The sequence below is a fragment of the Acerihabitans arboris genome, from assembly GCF_010131535.1.
Classification (GTDB): Bacteria; Pseudomonadota; Gammaproteobacteria; order Enterobacterales; family Enterobacteriaceae; genus Acerihabitans; species Acerihabitans arboris.
In genome coordinates this window covers 232,754-252,953 of sequence record NZ_WUBS01000006.1, presented here as the reverse complement: position 1 = coordinate 252,953, position 20,200 = coordinate 232,754, and the positions used below count along the sequence as shown (strand labels likewise).

Sequence of the window (20,200 nt, the reverse complement as noted above, 5' to 3'; positions counted from 1 at the left end):
CACCCCGTCATCCGCCGCATCACCGGCGGCGCGCTCAGCCGCAGGCCGGAGGAGGAGGGGGCGGCGCCCCGGATCGGCGCACCAACGGGCAAAGACGCCCGACGGGGCCGGCTAGGCTTAGATAACCGCTTTTCCGCCTTCGGAAAGGCGGCAGTTAAGCGCCGGGAGTCCCGGTGGGCTGGGGATGGACGGCTGATGAGCGGTGCTGTCCGCTTGCAAAATACGACCGGTCATCTATATAATCGTTTCGTATTCATTATCTGGAGGCTCTGTTTTTATGGCAAAACCAAGCGTACGCGATAAAATCGTCGACGCCGCGCTGGAACGTTTTCACACCCTTGGCTTCAGCGGGTGCAGCGTACAGGATATCGTGGATACCGCCGGGGTGCCAAAAGGGTCTTTTTATAATTACTTTAAAGCCAAAGAACTGCTGGCGCTGGAAGTCCTCTCCATCTATGGGCAGGATTCCAACCGGGAAATCCTCGAGGACCAGAGCCTGCCGCCCATCGACCGACTGCGCGCGCATTTTGAATATATGGCCGCTTATTATGCCGATTTCGGTTACGAAAAGGGCTGCCTTATCGGCAACCTGGCCGCGGAAATGACCGATAACACCCCGTTGCTGCGCCAGGCTATCGGGCAATCGCTGGAAAAGTGGACCGCCGCCGTGACCGCCACCCTGCGCGAAGGGCAAAAGGACGGCAGCATTATCGCCAGCCTTGATGCCGAAAAAGTCGCCCGCTTTGTCATCAACAGCTGGGAAGGCGCGGTGGTGCGCATGAAAATAGCCCGTTGCCGGCAGCCGCTGGACGACTTTTTCGCCGTGGCCTTTCCGTTGTTAAACCGTCCGACGGCGGAGTGACTTCCGCGCCTGATTTTTGCCGATAGCGAGCCATACCATGACCGGAAGGACCTTGACCCTTGGACGGCGGGCCAGTTGTTGGGTCGCCGCCGCCGTTGTCGGCCATACTATCTGGACCAGCGCCGCGCCCGCCATGACTTATGCCGTTTTTATGACCGTGCCCAAGGCGTCCCGTCTCGCCGTGCGTTGCGCAGAAAAAAAATACGTGACAATGTCACAATTATGTCGACCCCGCTAGCATACCCGCCCTTTAACCCGCCCGTGTTGCGTCCGGCGATTGCGGGGCTGGCAGGCATGTCTGCCTCGCGCCCGGTGTCGGCGGCCCTCTAGGATAAAATTATCGTTCGTTAATAAAAAGAGGTTGACTAAAAAGACGACCGGTCATATTGTAACTGCAAGGTTAACTTTTACGGGGAATGTCTATATGAATCAGAAGGTCATTATTCAGGATTTGAAGGAATGGTTGGAAAACAATCTGGATAAGTCATTATCTCTGGATCACGTAGCCGCCAAGTCCGGATATTCCAAATGGCATTTGCAACGGATGTTCCGCAATGTAACCGGCGATGCGCTGGGGACCTATATTCGTACCCGCAGGCTGTCACGCGCCGCGTCGGAACTGTGTCTTAAAGACCATAGCATCCTGGATATCGCCTTGCAAAGCGGCTTTGATTCGCAGCAATCGTTCAGCCGCGCCTTCAAGCGCCAGTTCAGCCAAACGCCAGGCGCCTATCGTTCGCAAAAAACCTATCCTTATCAAGCGGAAGGAGCCAGGGATGAGAAGTATATCCCGGCCAAGCGCGCGGCCCATGAGGCGCAGCCGGTATTTTAGTAAGCAGATATAACGTTGATAAACGCTAGCGCCGGCGGCGTCGGTATCCGCCGGCGCCGGGATGATTAAATCGACGTGGTTAGTTCGATGCCGGATTAATCAGCCGTATGATGGCGCCCAGGCGCTCACGCTGCGCCGGGCCGATTTCCGACCCGCCCGCATAGCCCGCATTTTGCCGGATGAGGGTATTCAGCCCCACCAGCCAGTCATAAACGTAGAAGGCGGTATTGTTCACCGGCACCGCGTCCAGCCGGGCCAGCCGGTTTGCCGCGCCCCAGTTGTCCGACGACGGCGTCAAACGCGCAAAAATCTTATGGCCGGGATTGATGCGGCTATCGGGACGCTGCGCTTCGCTTACCTGCGTAAAACCCAGCCAGGCGACAAAATCCCCCAGTACGGCCAGCACCCGCGCCGCCTGCCGATCGGCTTTGCCGTCGGCCGGCAGGCCCGGCGGCCCGCTATCCACCAGGATGTTGTCAAGCGATCCCGCGATATCCAGCCGGATGGCGGCGGTAATCAACTCCGTCATTAAAATTTCCATCGTCGGCCGGGATATGCCCAGCAATGCCAGCAGCGGACCGTTGTCCGGCAGGCCGCGCAAATGGTTAATCCAATAACGCCGCGCCTTACGCGCATAATTCGTTTCATGCCCCGCGCCGGCGATGCCCGCCGCGGATAGGCCTTGCCCGCCGCCCGTCGGCGGATCGCTTAACAAATCAAGGGTGACGCCCAGGCCAAACGGTTCCATCCCGCCGTCAGGCCCGGGATGGCCGGGTTCAGCCGCACCGGCGCGGTCCGGCTGCGTTTGCAGATACAGACGGCGCAGTTCTTCGCGCGCGGGCAGCAGGTGGCCGAGCAGTTCGCCGTGCATGCCGGCGCGGGCCTGCAGCGCCTTGAGCAGGGTGTTGGCGATAGGTTGTTTTTGCAACGGATCTTCATTCGCCGCCTGATGCCATCCGCCGAGCAGGTTCTCCGCCAGCTCCCGCTGCAGCTCATGGGTCTGCTCGTTCAGCCGCCGCAGCTTGGCGTCGCGCGTAGCCTCGGCCGCCAGGTAGGCGACCACGCTATTGATCCCCCTTGGGTCCATTGCCAGCAGGGTGCCCCAGGTATCGCCCGGATTGCCGATATAACGCTGTACGGCCTCGTCGTGGTTGCGGCCCTGGACCACGCGCTGATCAAAACGCGTAAGGGCCCAGATCAGGCCCGGCTTGCGCCGGCCGCCTAGCCGGGTATTTTCTACCTGGGTACTCCTGACCCAATAATCCAATAACTTGCCGGCGGCGGCGACCTCCGGGCGTTGCGTCGCCGCGGTGCATACCATCAGTAGATTAACGTCCTGGCGGTCGGCATAGCGTTCGGGCAGGTAAGCGCGGCGCGCGCGCAGCAGGGCGGGCGCCAGCGGGTAGGCGACGCCGATGGCGTTTTCCTGTGGTATGGCGGGTGTCGTTACGCGCTCGAGGCTGCCGCCGATGCCGGCAAAATCAATTAAATCCACCGGCTCACCGAGACTCGCGCGCGCCGGGGCGTCCAGCGGGATCAGCAGCTCGACGGCCAGCATCGCCAGTTCGGCCATCGATAGTTCGACCGGCGTTGCGGCCCCGCCGTTCAGTATGGGCGCCACCTGGATAAGCGGGTCGGCGGCGGTGTATAGGCGCGCGAGCATCGCGTTGTCCAGGATGCCGTCGGCGCGCAGCGCGTTATCGTCCACCAGCACCCCAAGCGGCGCCATCACGTATGACGCGCCGTCCAGATGTTGCAGGATCGCGGCAAAATGACGGTAAGCGACGGTGAGATCCGCTCGCTGTTGCCATAACACCGAGAAAAGCTCGGCGCGATCCTCGACGCTGAGATAGGGCGCCAGCTCCACCGCCAACGGCCAGAAGCGGATCTCAAGCTGTTTTTGCCGCCGGCGGTCATGGCGCGAGACATAATCCCACAACTCCACCACCCGATCGCCGCTCATGCCGGCGACCGGCTCCGCCTGGCGATGGGTCAGCAAGCGGTCCAGGCAATCGTCCAGGGCCTGGTCGCCCAGATCGCGCCCGGCGGTGTCCGGTCCGGTCCCGTCCATGAAAATATTGACCATAATCATGCCGAGATCGGCTTCACCGAGCAGCTTGAGCTGTACCGGATAGGCGGAATTTTCCGCCGGCCGCCGTCGGCTGAACCGCAGCGCCAGACCCGTGGTCCGGCTTTGCGGCTCGATCAGGGACAGCACATCAAGGCGTTTGCCGCCTAGTTCGGTTGTTAGCGCGCCGTCCTGTCCCGCCGCCAGCGCGGCGATCAGATGAAGTTTGCCGCGCGCCGACTGGCCGTAGAACCCGATGGCCGTTTCGCCGTGCGACGCATTGTACAGATAGCGGGCCTGGGTGCGGCAACGGCGCAGCCGTATGCCCAACCTGCCGGCTTCCATATCCAGGCGCGGCGCGTGACGGCGCGTGGCGGCGATCCAGTCGATCGCCCGATCGATACCCTCTAAGACCCCATGCAGCCGGTTATGCAACTGATTCTGCAATGGGTTCGGTAACTGATTTTGCATTTGACGCCGCGACGGCTCAGGGTCCAGGCCCGGCTGGAGTTGTCCCGGCAACGGCGTAGACATGAATTGGCTCATTTTTTCACTATGCTCCCGCTATCGATCCAATAATCGGTCGCACCCGAGCCGCTATCGGCCAGGGTATTTAATGCCAACCGCAAATGATGCCGCGGCACGGGGGTACCGTCCTCCAGCACCGCTTCCGCAATGTCAAACCGCTCCGGACCGGACGAGGCGTCGCCCCGTATCGCCGCCAGGCGGATACGCAGTTCGCTTTCGCCGGCCACGCGCCGGGCCAACTGCTGGTCGACTATCGACAGCGTATACAGCGCTGAAGCCGGCCAGCGTTCATTATCCAATTGCCGGAATCCCAGGCACAGCGCGCCGCGCATACGAAAGCCGGCCCTGGCGTCCAGCGCGAAGTCCGCCGCGTCGAGATCGATATTGTCGTAATAGACGTTCTCGGCGGCCAGGGTATGGTTGCCGTCCAGCATGCCGAGATAGCGCAGGGTCGAGTAGGGCTGGAAATCACCGGCTTTAAAATAGAACCCCGGCAGCCGCAGGCTCAGCGCCAGCAGACACAGCATCGCCCCCACGGCGGCGGTGGATTTGGGGTTCTCGATACGGCCGCGCTGGTGAAACGGGTACCATTCGTTGGTATGGTACCCGTCCAGCGACAGGATACGGTTATTGGGCAACGGCTGCAGATGGCGGAACAGCGCCTGGATGCCGGGAAACCGCGCCGGCCGGCCGGTGAGCAGCAATACATCGCAGTCATAAAGCGCCACCACTTCGGATAACGAGCGCAGGTGCCGGGTAATCGTCATGCGATTCGCCAAAAACTCGTCGTGCAGTTTGCCAAGCCTGACCTGGAGGGGCACTTGCAGGATATCGAACGGCCCGGCGTCCGCCGGCAGGCCGCGCTGCACTTCGCCCTGGATATGCGCCAGCACGTTGAGCGCGGGCGTTTGGGCAATCAGTTCACCGAAGGTGGCATCGATTTCCGTCTGGGTTTCCAGCGGGTCGAAATGTTCATAGGCGGCCAGGATCGCGCGGCCGAGGGGAATAAACAGCTGCAGGGTCGCCTGTTGGCGCAGCGCGCTTTGTCCGCCCATGCGGCCATCGTTGCCGAACAGCCGGGCCAGCAGCGCGCCGGGATTGTCCAGCCCGGCGTTGGCCAGCGCCGTCTGTAAGGCGGGCAAGACATAAAGCTGGATCACATCAAGCAGGATATCGTCGCCCGCCACCTTAAATCCCTCGCGAAACAGCAGGCGCGGGGTGATTTTGACGTCCTTGCCGCCGCCGTCGAGGCCGTAGTGCGTGACGGCCAGATCGGTGGTGCCGCCGCCGATATCAATCGACGCGATGCGCAGGCTTTTGCCGGCGGCCTCACCGGCGGCCGGCGTTCTGTCCGGCCTGGCCATGGCGGCGAAAAACGCATCGGTATGGCCGGCGAAATTAACCTGGGTTTCGTTGTACAGGTAGACCATCTGCCCGCAGGTGGCCTCGTCCCATTCCATCTGCACCTCGGGCACCGGCACCCGGCTTTTGCCCCGATCCCCGGGGGTGGCGAACGCGTCATCGGCGTTATGCCAGCCCATCGCCTTCCAGACCAGGCCGATGGCCTCGTTCATCCGGCGCAGGAAAATCTCCCGCTCCGGTTTCGGCATCGCCGACGGCAGGGTGAGCACGATGGTGCGCAACCGGCGCGGCGCCGCGTCGTGGTTCATCTTCATACGCTGCGCCACGCTGTTGATTTGCGTCAACGCCTGGGCCAGCAGTTCGGACAGCATCAGGGTCATCAGCGAGCTGCGGCTGTAGTGCGGTGAAAATACCGGCAGGCGATCGTCGGCCGGCAGCAGGTAGAGCGGGCGTCCCTCGTCATTGATCAGGTGGGTAAACGGCGCCGCCACCGCCGGCGGTTCATTTGCCGGCCGGCCCGGCCCCTGGCTGAACCGCCATCCGGCGGCATAACTCTCCTCATCCCATAAATACCGGCGCGGACTGGAGATCCCGCTGGACCCCTCGGTGCCCCGGCGCGTTAACGCCAGGCGTCCGGCCTCGCGGCCGACGCGGATAATGGCGGGCCAGATAAAGGCGTCATCGCGTCCGCTTTCCAGGGAAAAATTCGATTTGCCGAACCGGGCCTGCGCAAACTCGACGCGGCTTTCAAACAGCTCGTTATATAAGAACTGCGGCGCGCTTAGATCGCGGATCTGCAGTTCATAGGTTTGCTTCAGGCCATTCGGCTCATCGGCATGGTCCTCCACCAGCACGCCGCAGGTATGCGAGTTGCCGACGTCGAGGATGAGATCCACGTTGACCACCGGTTCCCGCAGCGTGCCGGCGCTGATTTTTATCTCCGGCATACGCAGCTGTTCACCGAGCATCGCCAGTATATTCAGGTAATGGGCCTGATATTCAAATGAGCGGAACGCGACTTCCATCTCGCGGGCGCTGCGATCTTCCCGGCGGCTGGCCTGCTGGGTAAAGACTTCGCGCAGCCAGCCGTCGACCCAGGTCAGATCCAGGAACTCGCCCAGTTCGTCGCTGCGGTGCGCCAGGATGAAGCCGATGCCGTTCTGGATATCGGTTTCGTTCGGGGCAATCGAAGGATCGGCGTGGTCGGCCGGATAAACCCGGGTATCGAAGGCGACGCCGACCCGGTGGGTAAAACCATGCCGATCCGGCGCGTCCAGCGCGCAAATACGCACCCGCGCCCAGTTATCCGGGCCGCCCAGGAAGGCGCGCGGGGGTGTAAAACGGAATACGGGCAGCGGCAGCCACAGGCTATCCAGCAACGCCAGCGATTGCGCCAGGGGGAAACTGAATTCGGGTTTTACCACCTCCGGCGGCGCGCCTGCCGGCACCGGCACGCTATATTTGCCGGTCTGCTGATTATAATCCAGGCGCAGCAGCGGGCCGTTGGCGGTCTGGCGGACAAACTTGCCGGGCAGGTCGTCGCTTAACGCGGGCGTCAGGGCAAAATCCAGAAACTGAATGCCGCTGTCGCCAATCAGCCGGATGTGTTGTTGGTAGTCCGTAATCGTCGCCAGCATTTATTGTCCACTCTCGCGCTTCATCGTTATCGGAAAGGTTGTATTGGCGTCATAGCGTCCTTTGCACTCCGCCACGCCTTTTGCGCCCTGCCGGCAGGCGACTTCCGGTATTTGATAGCGGGTACCGTCGCTGCACCGGGCCTTGGCGCGGCTATTGATCACCAGATTGCCGGATTTCATCAGCCCGGCGTCGACCGCCGTCCGGCAGGTCACGCCGTCGCCATGGGTTATCTTGACCGTGCCCTTGCCATGGTTAAGCTGATATTTGAGACTCGGCGGTTTGCCGGTCAGCGGCGTCTTGATATCGACCGTGGCGCGCCAGTTGCCGTTAAGGAAATCCGTCGAGCCGATTTTTATCGCCTCCGGCGACAGCGTCAGCGCGTTCTTGCTGATGGAGGCCGGCTCAGGGGCGGCCGCAGCGGCCACCGGCTTATCGGCCGGCGGGGGGGGCGCCTGGAGGGCGGGGACGGTTGGGCCTACGGCTACGGGCGTCGGGTCCTCCCGTGGCTTATCCCCGGCGGCGGGCGCGCCGTTTGGCACGGATGCGGGATGCGCCGCGTCGTTCGGCGTTGCCTGGGCGCCCCGACCGTCCGCGCCGCCGGGATTTACCAGGGTGGTCCCTCCGGCCGGGTATGTCGTGGCGCTCACGCCGGCAGGATGAACCGCGGCGGCGCCACCGGTAAGCGGCGCCAGGGGTGTACGGCTCGGGAACGCGGGTTCAGGCGCATGACCGGAGGCGGGTAAAATCCGTTTTTCGGCGCTAACTTCGGATAACGCCGGCGCCGGGGAAAGCAGGACGCCGGATACGCCGCCGCGGATTTGCGACGCCAGCGTTGCCAGCACCGCCAGCGCGGGCAGCAGCCACCAAACACGCCACCGGCGCCGGCGCTGGTTGTCAGCCGGACGAGATTTTTCCCCGGCGGGGAACGTCTGCGATGGCGGGCTTGACGCTGTCGCCGCCGGCTCGTCAACGCCGATGGGTCGTGCGGTCGGTTCGACATCCTGCGCCAGCGCGGTAAATGATACCTCCATGGTTTTATCAGGAGCCTGATCCACGGCTGGGCGCAGGCTCTCGAACGGGTCGGCGCTGGTTTTTTTATCCAGGCTGACAAAACCCCAGAACGTCAGCACCGGCTTACCGCCCACCAGATAGACATTCTGCTTATCGGGAAACCGCAGGGCTTTTGACAATAACGCGCCAAACAGCCGTTGGGCGGCCTTTTCCGCCATCCCGGCGCGCCGGCAAAGTTCGGCGGCGACGGCCTGGCAGCTTTCCAGCTCCCTAAGCGCGGACGCGCGTTCAGCATCGCTGGCCCCGGCCCATGAGGACACCTTACCCGCGCGCGGCGAATACCAGTCGATACGATCGCCATCCTCGTTAGGCTGGGGAATCGCCAGGCAGTCGGCGATGCGCTGCTGTTGGCGCAGGCGCAGGGTTTCGCGTATCTGCAACGCCGACGCATGCACCGGCCGGCCCTGTTCGCCCAGCGCATAAATATCCAGCAGACCGCCACTTCGTAAAAATGATTTTGCCACGCAAAAGGAACCTTAGAAAAAGAGACGCCCGACGGGGAATAAAAATTTTTCTGTTACCGCCGATACTGTAAATCCGGCGCAGGCAAATCAAACGCCCGAATAGGCGGCAAAAGTGGCAAATATTCGGGGTATCGAAGGAGGGGGAACCCGACCCGCAGGCCGGGGAAACGCATTATTGCGGAGTGGTATCCATGCCGAACCATTTCATGGTCAGGGTTTTCAGCGTGCCTTCCCGTTTGGTTTCGGCAATAGCGTCATCAAACATTTTTTTCAGCTCCGGATCGGTCTTGCGAACGCCGACCGCCGAACCGCTGCCCAGGATCCCGCCGATAAACTGCGGCCCGGCCAGGGCGATAGCCTCGTTGCCCGGCTTGGCCTTGGCGCCGTTAAGGTAGGTCGCCGAGGCGAAAATCAGATCGACGCGCCCGGATTTCAGGTCGAGATCGTGCTCTTCGGTGGTTTTATATTCCCGAATGGTCACCACTCCTTTGAGATATTTGTCCAGGAACTGCTGGCCGATGGACGATCCCTGTACGCCGATAACCTTGCCTTTCAGCAGCGGGGTGAGCTTTTCAATTTCGGCCTTGGCGCCCGCTTCGTCGGTGTTAAGGGAAAATCGGGTGCCCAGGTCGGGCATGGCGGCCAGCGGACTGCTTTTCAGCACGGCGAAACCCTGCCCGGCATTACTGTATGAGGCGGAAAAATCGATGATTTTTCTACGCGCCTCGGTGGCGGACAATCCGTCCATGATAGCGTCGAATTTACCGGCATTCAGCGCCGGGATGACGCCGGCGAAGGGTTGCACCGTAATCTGGCACTCCACCTTCATCTTCGCGCACAGCACTTTGTACAAATCAATTTCAAACCCATCCAGGGTACCGTCGGGTTTGGTAAAGTTGTAGGGGCGAAACGCCCCTTCGGTGGCAATTTTTACCACCGTCCATTTTTTTCCCTCTTCAGCATGGCCGCTGAAGCTGGCCACCAGGGTAGTGGTAATGCACAATATGCGTACCAGGCTTGCCAATTTCATTCTATAACTCCTGTATAAATAAAGGGATAATTCGCCTTGCGGCGCAAAAACGGTCGTTTTGGATCAGTGCGCGCTTCCCAGCGTTTTTTTATCGATTGAGGTCGCGCGCGCGCGCAGATGCGGCGTCAGCCGGTATTCCAGCCACATCACCAGCCGGGTAATCAGCAGGTTGATCAGCAGGTAAATCAGGCCCGCCACCAGGAAAACCTCAAGCGCCCGATACGTATTGGAGATGATTTGCGCGGCGATGCCGGTAATGTCCATCAGGGTGATAATCGAGGCCAGGGAAGTGGACTGCACCATCGAAATCAGCTCGTTGCCGTAGGCGGGCAAGGCCTGGCGGATCGCCATCGGGAACAGGATGCGCCGCACCACCAGCAGGCGGGTCATGCCGCAGGCGCGCGCGGCTTCCACCGCGCCATGGGGAACGGATAGCAGGCCGCCGCGCAGGATTTCGCTGCCATAGGCGGCGGTACACAGCGAAAGCGACAGCAGCGCGCAGCCATAGGGTTCGCGCAGTATCGGCCACAGCACGCTGTTGCGTACCGCTTCAAACTGGCTCATGCCGTAATAAATCAGGAACAGCTGCACCAGCAGCGGCGTCCCCCGCAGGCAGAACACATAACACCGCGCCGGCGCGCGCAGCCAGATATACGGCGAGAGCCGGGCCAGCGCCAGCAGGAAGGCGAGGCAAAAGCCCATGGCCACGGAATAAAAGGCCAACTTCAGCGTCAACGGGATGCCGGGTATCAACTGCAAAAAGGTTTCCCAGAGGAATTCAAGGTCCATTAGCGTTTTACCCCGCGCGAATAGTGCGTTTCGGCTTTATTCAGCGACCAGCCCGAACAGGCGGAAATCAACAGGTACAGCACCGCCGCGGCGCAGTAAAAATCGAAAGGTTTGCCGGTGGAGCCGGCACCGGTCTGCGCTTTGTTCATCAGCTCGGCCAGGCCGGTAACCGACACCAGCGCGGCGGCCTTCAGCACCAGTTGCCAAACGTTGCCCATGCCCGGCAGGGCATGGCGCAGCAGCAGCGGGATAATAATGCGGCGCATGCGCACGGGGACGCTCATGCCGAAGGCCTTAGCCGCCTCCAGCTCGCCCGGCGCGATGGCATAAAAGGCGCCGCGAAACACCTCCGTCTGCTGCGCGCCCGCGGCGATGCCCACCGCCAGCATGCCCGCCAGGAAACCGGGAAAACTGATAAATTGCCCCTCGCCGAACAGCTTGCCCAGCGAGGTCAGCGCCTGGCTGCCGCCAAAATACAACAGGTAGATAATCAGCAGATCCGGAATACCGCGAACCACCGTGGTATAGACGTCGGCGATATAGCGTACCGGGCGGTTGCCGCAAATCTTTGCCCAGGAAAACAGCGCGCCGATAACGCCCGCCAGCAAAAAGCCCGACATCGACAGGGCGATCGTCATCAGCGCGCCGGAGAGCAACATCGGCCCCCATCCCTCCGGCCCAAAGCTCAGGGCCTGGAAAAAACCAAGGTCTGCCATGCTTATCTCCTTGCATCCTGCAATCGAAACTCTGAATCAACGGCCGTCATCAATGCGTGCCGGGAAAGGGGGGTAACACATCGTCGGGAATCGGATTGATAAACGGCGTACCCTTCAGTTGACGCTTATGCTCCTGCTTGGCCGCCTCGATAAGCGACGGCTGCTTCATCAGGTCGATGGCCGTGCTGGCCATGACTTTCGCCGCGTGGGCCAGCCCTTTATGGGCCAGCGAGGATTTACCCTGCGCCACCAACTGCCACGAGTGGCCGGGCGTGCCGATGGTATAAGTGGCGCTTTGCGCCTGGACGGTTGGGACCACCCAGCTTACCGAACCCACGTCGGTGGAGCCGATCATGGTGCTGGCCGGTCGGTCGAGCGGCAGGACATAATCACACAGCGTTTCACCCGACTCCATGGTCTTGCCGGTGCGGTGAAACGCGCTGCTGATTTCCTCTTTTGACATCGTCTGCTGGAATCGCGCCGCATAGGCGTAATCGGCCTCATCGAATCCCGGCCCGCCGAGCGCTTCAAGGTGAGACTGCATCAGCTCTTCCAGCACGCGGTTGGCCACCAGGTTGGCGTCGCCGCTGAGGATATTGCGTTTCATGGTGGTTTCGGTCATCAGCGCCGCGCCCTCGGCCACTTTATCCACCCGCGCCAGCAGTTCCAGCAGCTCAGGCAGGGTGCGGGTGCGCACCAGGTAACGCACGGTCGCCTTCGCCTGCACCACGTTCGGGGAAAAACCGCCTGAATCGGTGATGGCGTAATGGATACGCGCGCTGTTCGGCATATGTTCGCGCAGGTAATTGACGCCCACGTTCATCAGCTCCACCGCGTCAAGCGCGCTACGGCCCAGGTGCGGCGTGGCCGAGGCGTGGGAAGCTCGCCCGTGGAAATGGTAGTTGATTTCATTACAGGCCAGGGAATTCGGTTCCTTGACGCAGTTAAACGCCCCCGGATGCCAGCAGATGGCGATATCGACATCGTCAAATAAACCGGCCCGCACCATAAACCCCTTGCCCGCGCCGCCTTCCTCCGCCGGGCAGCCATAAAAACGCACGCGGCCTGGCAGACCCTCTGACGCCAGGTAATCCTTCACCGCCGTGGCGGCCAGCAGCGCGGCGGAGCCCAGCATATTATGGCCGCAGCCGTGGCCGTTGCCGCCTTCCTCCAGCGCGATGGGCCGCGCCACATCCGCCTGCTGGCTCAGGCCGGGCAACGCATCATACTCGCCGAGGATGGCGATCACCGGACCGCCTGAACCCGCTTCGCCCATCATGGCGGTCGGCAGGCCGGCAACGCCTTCGGTAACGCGAAACCCCTGCGCTTTAAGGATGTCGAGATGCGCCCGCGAGGATTTTACCTCGGTGTAGTTCACTTCGGGCGTCGCCCATATCCGATCGCTCAGATCGCAAAACGTATTCTTTTTTTCATCAATTAACGACCAGATATGATGCAACAACGCGTTGTCGACGGTCCCTTTTTCTTCATTAACATTACGCAACGGCATGACAGCGATCCTTAAACGGCAGTGAATGAGCTTATCTATACATGTACAACTACCAAGCAAGAAAGAGGCCAGTTCTGTTTGCCCTATAACTGACGGCGATTGGGCGGCGGCTGCCCATAAGCGGGGGAAGGCGGCAACCCACGGGCGGCCGATGTACTAAAATGAGGCGCAGGGGGACCGCGGTGATCAATTTTGGTGCAATAAGGGCAATGCCCCGTGATTTATGAATAGCCCGTGATTTACGAGTCCCGCAGTTCCGCCCAGGTCAACAGGGCATCAAGCGCGGGACATAGCGCCTGCCCCCATTCCGACAGGCGGTATTCCACCTTGGGAGGAACCTGGGGATAGACCTTGCGCAGCACGATGCCGTCGCCTTCCAGCTGGCGCAGTTGCTGGGCCAGCATCTTCTGGGAAATCTCCGGTATCAGTTTCTCAAGATCGGAATAGCGGCGGACCCGTCCGCCAAACAGATGAAACAAGATCACCAGTTTCCAGCGGCCCTCCAGCAGCCGCAGCGCGTTTTCCACCCCAACGGCGGCGGTCACCGGGGTATAGGCATTTTTTACCATTTGGTTAGTGACTTACTTTTTCGTGCGTTCTTGTCGTAACGAAAGTATATGGTGATACTCATGGCACAGCAACGCGCCGTCGCTTCTTCAGTGCGAAGGCGCTAAATTGCCTGCCGCTTTCATACCGCGGCACGCTTAACCCCGTGGAGACACTGATGATGGATCTTGACCTGAAAGACCGGCGCGTGCTGGTCACCGCCGGCACCAAAGGTATCGGCGCGGCGGTGGTAGCGCTGTTCCGCCAGAATGGCGCAAACGTGATTACCACCGCCCGTTCCCGTCCGGACGCCATGCCGGAACAGATGTTCGTCGCCGCGGATGTGGCCACGGTTGACGGCTGCGCCGCCGTCGTCGATGCCGTTAATGACCGTCTGGGCGGGGTGGATATTATTGTCCACGTTCTTGGCGGTTCGTCGGCGCCGGCGGGCGGCTTCGCCGCGCTGGGAGAGGATGAATGGCATAACGAGCTGTATCTTAATCTTTTCCCGGCGGTACGGCTCGATCGCGCCTTGCTTCCCGGCATGCTGGCCCGTGGAACGGGCGTTATCATCCACGTCACGTCAATCCAGCGTCATCTGCCGCTGCCAGAGTCGACCACCGCCTACGCGGCGGCGAAGGCGGCGCTGTCGACTTACAGCAAGAGCCTGTCCAAGGAAGTCACGCCCCAAGGGGTGCGCGTGCTGCGGGTTTCCCCCGGTTGGGTCGAGACCGAGGCCTCGGTTGCCCTGGCGGAGCGGCTCGCCGCAGGGGCCGGAACCGATTACGCCGGCGGCAAGGAGATTATCATGAAGTCTTTGGGCGGTATCCCGTTGGGCCGGCCGTCGAAACCGGTTGAAGTGGCCAATCTTATCGCTTTCCTCGCTTCCCCGAGGGCGGCGACCATTACCGGCACTGAATACGTTATCGATGGCGGTACCATCCCGACCGCCTGATATAAATCACCGCTGCTTTTTCGCGTCCCAAGCGGTATCGACGCGATTATGGACGCCAGGATGTCTCTATAAGGGAATCTTTATACCGGGTTCACTCTTTGATGTCAGTTGCATTTACTTATTTGGATTTGCATTAATACAATGTAAACCTCCCGGATACAGCCCGACCGGGGTCACTAAGGAGAAAATGATGCGACTAGCCGTTTATAATGTCGAAAATCTATTCGACCGCGCCAAGGCGATGAACCTTGAGACCTGGGCGGAGGGGCGTCCGGTGCTGGAAAGCTTCGCGGCGCTTAACAGCCTGCTTGGCCAGGTGAACTATGGTGACGACGCTAAAAAGAACATGGCCGGGCTTATCATAAAGCTTGGCCTGGAAAAATCGGACACCGGCCCTTTTGTCATCCTGCGACGCAACCGCGGCGGCCTGCTGAAGCGGCCAAAAACGGGCGGCATAGAAATTACCGCCGCCGGCCGCGCCGACTGGGTGGGCTCGCTGGAACTGCGGGACGCGCCGATTAACGAGTTTGCCATGCGCAATACGGCACGGGTGATGAATGACCTCGGGGCGGATGTCCTCGGCGTGGTGGAGGCTGAGAGCCGTCCGGTATTGTCGGCCTTTAACCTGGAAATTGTACCGGCCGTCGGTGGCGCGCCGTTTCGCCATGTAATGGTCATCGACGGCAATGACGAGCGCGGCATCGATGTCGGCCTGATGAGCCGGGACGGCTATCCGATTGGCGCCATGCGCAGCCATGTCGACGATCGTTTGCCAAACGGCGAAGCCGTCTTCTCGCGCGACTGTCCGGAGTTCGAAATCACCACCGCCGGGGGCGCCCGGCTGCTGGTACTGGTCAATCACCTGAAAAGCAAAGGCTATGGCGGCAAGGCGGCATCGGACGCCAAACGCCGGGCGCAGGCGGAACGTATAGCCGTGATTTACGCGGGTCTTCTCCAGGCCGGCGCCGAATATATCGCCGTGATCGGCGATTTCAACGACACCCCCGATAGCGCGCCGTTAACGCCGCTGATCGCCGGGACATCGCTCAAGGATATCTTCCTGCATCCCGCCTTCGATAACGGCGGTTATCCCGGCACCTTCGGCGCATGCGCCGCCGCCAACAAGATAGATTATATGCTGTTATCCCCCGCGCTCTATGCCAGGGTTCAGGCCGGGGGCGTTTTTCGCAAAGGCATGTGGCCCGGCGTGCGGCCCAGGAAATGGGATACCTACGACGAACTTACCCGTCCCGCGGAAGCCGGCTCGGACCACGGCGCGCTCTGGGTCGACATTGATCTCTAGCGCCCCTCCCAGGGGCCGTCCTTCATGTAAAGCCTGCGTAGGAAGGGTATATGATTGTCTTTAAAGCGTTAAGTATTGGTTTTATTTGCGTACTGCTGCTGTCGTTCGGGCAAAGTTTGGCCAAGGCGACGCAGAGCGGGGAGATATTCGCCAGTCAAAGCTGGACGACGGCCCGCCGTGATTCCGCCGGGATTGCGCCGGATCCGGTACGATTCGCCCATATCGCGATAGTGCAAATCTATGCCGCGCCCACCTATGGCTGGCGGGGCCTGGTGGCAGTCCATCCCTGGATTATTTTCAAGCAGGCGGGATCAACCCGCTACAGCCGATACGAGGTCATAGGCTGGGGCGGCGATAATGTTGTTCGCCGTAACTACCAGATCTCCGATGGCTACTGGTTTGGCTCAAGGCCACGGCTATTGGCGGATCACCGCGGCGCGCATGCCGAGGCCATGATCCCGCGCATCGAGGCCGCGATAGGGGATTACCCCTATGGGCATACCTACCGCAGTTGGCCCGGCCCCAACAGCAATACCTTTCTGGCCCATATCGGCAGGGAAGTGCCTGAACTCAGGCTGGATCTGCCGGCCAACGCCATCGGCAAGGATTTCCGGTCATTAACGCATCCGATTGGCTTACCCCCGTCAGGCTCTGGCTTGCAGCTATCGTTACTCGGGTTGCTCGGTTTAACCCTGGGCGTGGAAGAGGGCGTCGAGATTAATATTTTAGGGTTGAATATGGGCGTGGATTTTAAATCTCCGGCGCTGCGTTTACCTTTTATCGGCCGGCTGGGCTATGACAAAGTGGAGAAGGATGACGGCTGAGAACGGTTGGCCGATGATGACCGCTTTTCTGGCGCGGCCGAATGTTGCGGCAGGGTCATCATGATATGAATATTGATCCGATCGCTGACCATCGGGATATAACGTGTCATATCATATGCCGATCGCTCAATGGCGGTGTCGGCGTAAAAGGTAAGATGGCGCTCACCGGTCCACGGATCCTCAAGGGAGATCACTTTTGCCTCAAGGATTATCGGGTGGCTGATGGCCTTGACATGTAGCGAGCCGAACACGTGGTAGCGGTCTTGGCCATCAGAGACAACCCGCGTGCTGGTGAATGTCACATAAGGATAGCGTTCCTGATCGAAAAATACCGGGCTTTTAAGCTCATCGGTCAATATCCTGTTATGGGCATCGATATTGCGAACCGGAATGCTGACCTGGATGCGGTCATTTATGTCCTGCTGGGGATAGAGATCTAACCGCCCGGTTATGCCTGAAACATCGGCATGTGAATTGCCCATGCCAAGTACTTTCCATGATAATACGGCGGAAGTCGCCGCCGCATTGAGGTCGTAATGCGCCGGCGCGGCCCTGGCGCCCAGACTCAGCAACAGTGATGTCAGTAGCGACATAAAGCGCAACATAAAGAAATCCTCAAAGGGGTGACGTTGAGTAGTGAACACCCCGGAAGACGATTTTATTCATTTTCCCAGCGGATCACCCTCCAGCGGGACCGCCGCCAGCGTGTTTACCCTATCGTGGCGACCGCGTTGCCGCCTGACTTTCTGGTTAATTTGCAGACAACTGCCGCCGTTTTGCATCTTTTTTCCTGCCAATGCTTGATTTTTATCTCCATGGTGTCAGTGTGGTTTTAGGTCGGGCAAACGCGCCATACGGGCCCGGCCTGTCCAGGTAGCGCTCATGGTGGACGGCAGGGTGAATTTGGCCGCAGATACGGAGTAAAAAATGAAGGTATTGACGTTTGGGGAAATGATGCTGCGATTGAAGCCGGCCGGCAACAACCGCATCATGCAGTCAGATATATTTGAAGCAACCTATGGCGGCGCCGAAGCTAACGTAGCCGTATCGCTGGCACTGCTTGGCAATGAGGTTGCTTATTTGACCAAGTTACCGGCCAATCTGCTCGGTGAGACGGCGCTGGCTACTTTACGTAAATACGGCGTAGACACCACCAGGGTATTGCGTGGCGGCAACCGTCTGGGGATCTATTTCCTTGAGAAAGGGGCCAGCGTACGGTCAACTAATGTAATGTATGACCGGGCCGGCAGTGCTTTGGCTGAGGTAAAACAAGCAGAATTCAATTGGGATGACGTATTCAGCGGTATTGATTATTTTTATTTTTCCGGTATCACCCCGGCAATTTCAACCGAATTAGCGCAGATTGTGACCGCCGCCTGTGGATATTGCCAGGCGCATGCCATCCCGGTTATCTGCGATATGAATTACCGTGGCAAGATGTGGTCGCCCGAAAAGGCCCGGCAGGTCATGTCGACATTGATGCCGTATGTCCAGATTTGCATCGCCAATGACGAAGATTTTGCCGCGACGCTCGGCATCAACGCCTTTGACGGCGATATGTCGCGCGGTATTGACCAAAAAGAGTCTTTCAAACAAGGCATGCTGGCGGTAACGCAAAAATATCCAGGGTGTAAAGTGGTGGCCAGCGTCTTGCGTAATATCTACTCCGTGGAAGACAGTCAATGGATGGGCCTGCTGCTGAAAGATGGCGAGTTCTACGAATCCACCGCCTATAAGATGCACGTGATGGAAGGCGTCGCCGCGGGCGATGCGTTTGGCGCAGGCTTGATGCACAGCCTACTGCATAACTTTGCCGCCCAGGAATGGATTGATTTTGCCATTGCCGCCAGCGTATTGAAACTCACCGTCAGCGGCGATTTAAACCTGGTGCAGGAATCTGAAATTCGTTCGGTGATGAAAAAAGGCGGCGGGGCAAGTCTCAATCGCTGATTTACATTTGAGGTGATATCCCTCTCCTTGATCCCTCCTGAAGGAGACGGCCGGGGAGAGGGGAGAGGGCGAAAACTCAGTACGCCGCCACTTTATCCAGTACCCGCACTAACTGGGTGACAAAACCATACTCGTTATCGTACCAGGAGACGGTTTTTACCAGTTGCACATCGCCCGCTTCGCTGATTTCCGTTTGGGTCGCGTCAAAGACCGAGCCAAACTGCGTGCCGACAATATCGGAAGAAACGATTTCTTCCTCGGTATAACCAAATGATCCATTACCTTCGGCCGCTTTTTTCATCGCGTCATTGATTTGCTCGACGGTAACTTTTTTCTCCAGAACCGAGACCAGCTCCGTTACCGAACCGGTTAGCGTCGGCACGCGCTGGGCATGGCCTTTCAGCTTGCCCTTCAGTTCCGGGATTACCAGGCCAATCGCCTTTGCCGCCCCGGTGGTATGGGGTATAATATTCGCCGCCGCCGCGCGCGAGGCGCGCAGGTCTTTGCCGCGCGGTCCGTCAACCAATGACTGGGTGCCGGTGTAGGCGTGGATGGTGGTCATGGTGCCCACCTTAACGCCAAAACTGTCAGACAGCACTTTTGCCATCGGCGCCAGGCAGTTGGTGGTGCAGGACGCGACGGAAAGAATCTGGTCTTCCGCCGTGATGGTGTCGCAGTTGACATTAAAAACAATGGTTTTCATATCCCCGGCCGGTGCGGAAATCAGCACTTTTTTCGCCCCCGCGTCCAGATGGGCCTGCGCTTTTTCGCCGGAGGCATAAAACCCGGTAGACTCAACCACAATTTCCACGCCAAGCGTGCCCCATGGGATATTTTTGGCGTCTTTTTCGGCATAGACGATGATTTTTTTATCGTTAACGATAATTGCATCGTCGGTGTAATCCACCGTGCCGGCAAAATTACGATAGCTGGAATCATGCTTTAACAAATAGGCCAGTACCTTAGGCGAGGTGAGGTCGTTGATGGCGACAATCTCAACATCGCTGTGGGTTTCCAGAATGCGGCGTAACACCAGACGTCCAATGCGGCCAAAGCCATTAATACCAATCTTTTTCATAACGTCATCCTCAAATAAATACGGCGGTTAATTGCATATGCATTTCTTCAGCAGGCAAATGATCAAAATTGGCATCTGCCCGCTATGGAGTCAAGATGGTTAAACTCTGAAAGGCACTCATATCTTACAGGAGGGGTAGCGCGGGCTGTTCGATGAAGATATCGAGGCCGATGCCACCGGTATCGAACCAGGAGAAAGGGCTTGATGAAGTAACGGTACGCCGGATGTCATTTAACATAATATACATTATACGCACCTAGGTTAGCCTAGGCGGAATCTGTCTATTGACGAGTAATCATGGCGCTGAGCCTGATTTTGCGGGATTCACCACTGCGCATGTGCCGGCAGATTGTCTTCATACGCTTTACCCATGATTGCATACGTGTATCAGTTTACCGGGCTGTGCTGTCATGCCGAACCGTCCGCTGGCGCAGTTTCTTTTCTAACACCTGCATGTCGTGCACAAATGCCGTTACGTCATTCAGAATCACTCTCTCTTTTTGATCGCGCTACGTGAAATCTGGGTCATTGCGGCCGCTAGGCTCCATCCGATTTCAAGCTGAACAAGATGAAAAATTTAAAGGCTGTCCCGTCTAGCTGGTCCCTGACATCAGCATGAGCGTAGGCCAAACTTGGATACCATCATATGATTATTAAGTGTTCACTGAAGGAAG

Annotated in this window: 15 protein-coding genes and 1 pseudogene; 6 read left to right on the top strand and 10 right to left on the bottom strand. The window is 59.4% G+C overall.

The genetic code is table 11. From position 1 onward, the window contains the following. The first annotated feature begins 277 nt into the window (after positions 1-277). Together GRH90_RS10460 and GRH90_RS10455 are read left to right on the top strand one after the other, a co-directional pair. On the top strand, positions 278-862 hold the full coding sequence (locus GRH90_RS10460) for a TetR/AcrR family transcriptional regulator (RefSeq protein WP_162365877.1): 585 nt from the start codon (positions 278-280) through the stop codon (positions 860-862). Between the two features lie 424 nt (positions 863-1,286). Then, positions 1,287-1,598 (top strand): annotated as a pseudogene (locus tag GRH90_RS10455) (helix-turn-helix domain-containing protein); the annotation flags it as partial. 175 nt (positions 1,599-1,773) lie between these two features. On the opposite strand, the gene GRH90_RS10450 reads toward GRH90_RS10455, so the two are convergent. The 8 genes from GRH90_RS10450 to GRH90_RS10415 all read right to left on the bottom strand — a co-directional run bounded on the left by GRH90_RS10450 (position 1,774) and on the right by GRH90_RS10415 (position 13,439). Then, positions 1,774-4,296: a virulence factor SrfC family protein gene (locus GRH90_RS10450; RefSeq protein WP_312857179.1), complete on the bottom strand. Its 2,523-nt coding sequence runs from the start codon at positions 4,294-4,296 to the stop codon at positions 1,774-1,776. Between the two features lie 8 nt (positions 4,297-4,304). Beyond that, positions 4,305-7,289, bottom strand: coding sequence for a virulence factor SrfB (locus GRH90_RS10445; protein ID WP_162365875.1), 2,985 nt, complete (start codon positions 7,287-7,289; stop codon positions 4,305-4,307). After that, positions 7,290-8,825 carry an SrfA family protein gene (locus tag GRH90_RS10440; RefSeq protein WP_162365874.1) on the bottom strand — a complete coding sequence of 512 codons (1,536 nt, stop codon included), beginning with the start codon at positions 8,823-8,825 and terminating at the stop codon, positions 7,290-7,292. A gap of 172 nt (positions 8,826-8,997) precedes the next feature. Then, positions 8,998-9,855 carry a transporter substrate-binding domain-containing protein gene (locus tag GRH90_RS10435; RefSeq protein WP_162365873.1) on the bottom strand — a complete coding sequence of 286 codons (858 nt, stop codon included), beginning with the start codon at positions 9,853-9,855 and terminating at the stop codon, positions 8,998-9,000. 63 nt (positions 9,856-9,918) lie between these two features. Beyond that, positions 9,919-10,644: an ABC transporter permease gene (locus GRH90_RS10430; RefSeq protein WP_162365872.1), complete on the bottom strand. Its 726-nt coding sequence runs from the start codon at positions 10,642-10,644 to the stop codon at positions 9,919-9,921. Then, positions 10,644-11,360, bottom strand: coding sequence for an ABC transporter permease (locus tag GRH90_RS10425; RefSeq protein WP_162365871.1), 717 nt, complete (start codon positions 11,358-11,360; stop codon positions 10,644-10,646). Before GRH90_RS10425 ends, GRH90_RS10430 begins: the two co-directional genes overlap by 1 nt. Before the next feature lie 49 nt (positions 11,361-11,409). Continuing rightward, entirely contained in the window at positions 11,410-12,870 is a 1,461-nt protein-coding gene (locus tag GRH90_RS10420; RefSeq protein WP_162365870.1) for a M20 family metallopeptidase, read from the bottom strand. A 239-nt stretch (positions 12,871-13,109) separates the two neighbouring features. Continuing rightward, entirely contained in the window at positions 13,110-13,439 is a 330-nt protein-coding gene (locus GRH90_RS10415; protein WP_162365869.1) for a winged helix-turn-helix transcriptional regulator, read from the bottom strand. A 155-nt stretch (positions 13,440-13,594) separates the two neighbouring features. On the opposite strand from GRH90_RS10415, the gene GRH90_RS10410 reads away from it, so the two are divergent. The 3 genes from GRH90_RS10410 to GRH90_RS10400 all read left to right on the top strand — a co-directional run bounded on the left by GRH90_RS10410 (position 13,595) and on the right by GRH90_RS10400 (position 16,498). Then, complete coding sequence (locus GRH90_RS10410; protein ID WP_376766068.1) at positions 13,595-14,371, top strand: SDR family oxidoreductase; 777 nt, start codon at positions 13,595-13,597, stop codon at positions 14,369-14,371. Between the two features lie 190 nt (positions 14,372-14,561). Next, positions 14,562-15,674 (top strand): endonuclease/exonuclease/phosphatase family protein, encoded by a 1,113-nt coding sequence (locus tag GRH90_RS10405; RefSeq protein WP_162365868.1) that lies wholly within the window; start codon positions 14,562-14,564, stop codon positions 15,672-15,674. A gap of 50 nt (positions 15,675-15,724) precedes the next feature. Next, positions 15,725-16,498, top strand: coding sequence for a DUF3750 domain-containing protein (locus GRH90_RS10400; RefSeq protein ID WP_162365867.1), 774 nt, complete (start codon positions 15,725-15,727; stop codon positions 16,496-16,498). On the opposite strand, the gene GRH90_RS10395 is transcribed toward GRH90_RS10400, so the two are convergent. Continuing rightward, complete coding sequence (locus tag GRH90_RS10395; protein ID WP_162365866.1) at positions 16,468-17,103, bottom strand: YceI family protein; 636 nt, start codon at positions 17,101-17,103, stop codon at positions 16,468-16,470. The genes GRH90_RS10400 and GRH90_RS10395 overlap by 31 nt on opposite strands. A gap of 322 nt (positions 17,104-17,425) precedes the next feature. On the opposite strand from GRH90_RS10395, the gene GRH90_RS10390 reads away from it, so the two are divergent. After that, the gene (locus GRH90_RS10390; RefSeq protein ID WP_162365865.1) at positions 17,426-18,448 is read left to right on the top strand and encodes a sugar kinase; all 1,023 of its coding nucleotides are present in this window, start codon (positions 17,426-17,428) and stop codon (positions 18,446-18,448) included. A gap of 76 nt (positions 18,449-18,524) precedes the next feature. On the opposite strand, the gene gap is transcribed toward GRH90_RS10390, so the two are convergent. Further along, positions 18,525-19,526, bottom strand: a complete 1,002-nt coding sequence (gene gap / locus GRH90_RS10385; protein WP_162365864.1) for a type I glyceraldehyde-3-phosphate dehydrogenase — start codon at positions 19,524-19,526, stop codon at positions 18,525-18,527. Between the last annotated feature and the right edge of the window lie 674 nt (positions 19,527-20,200).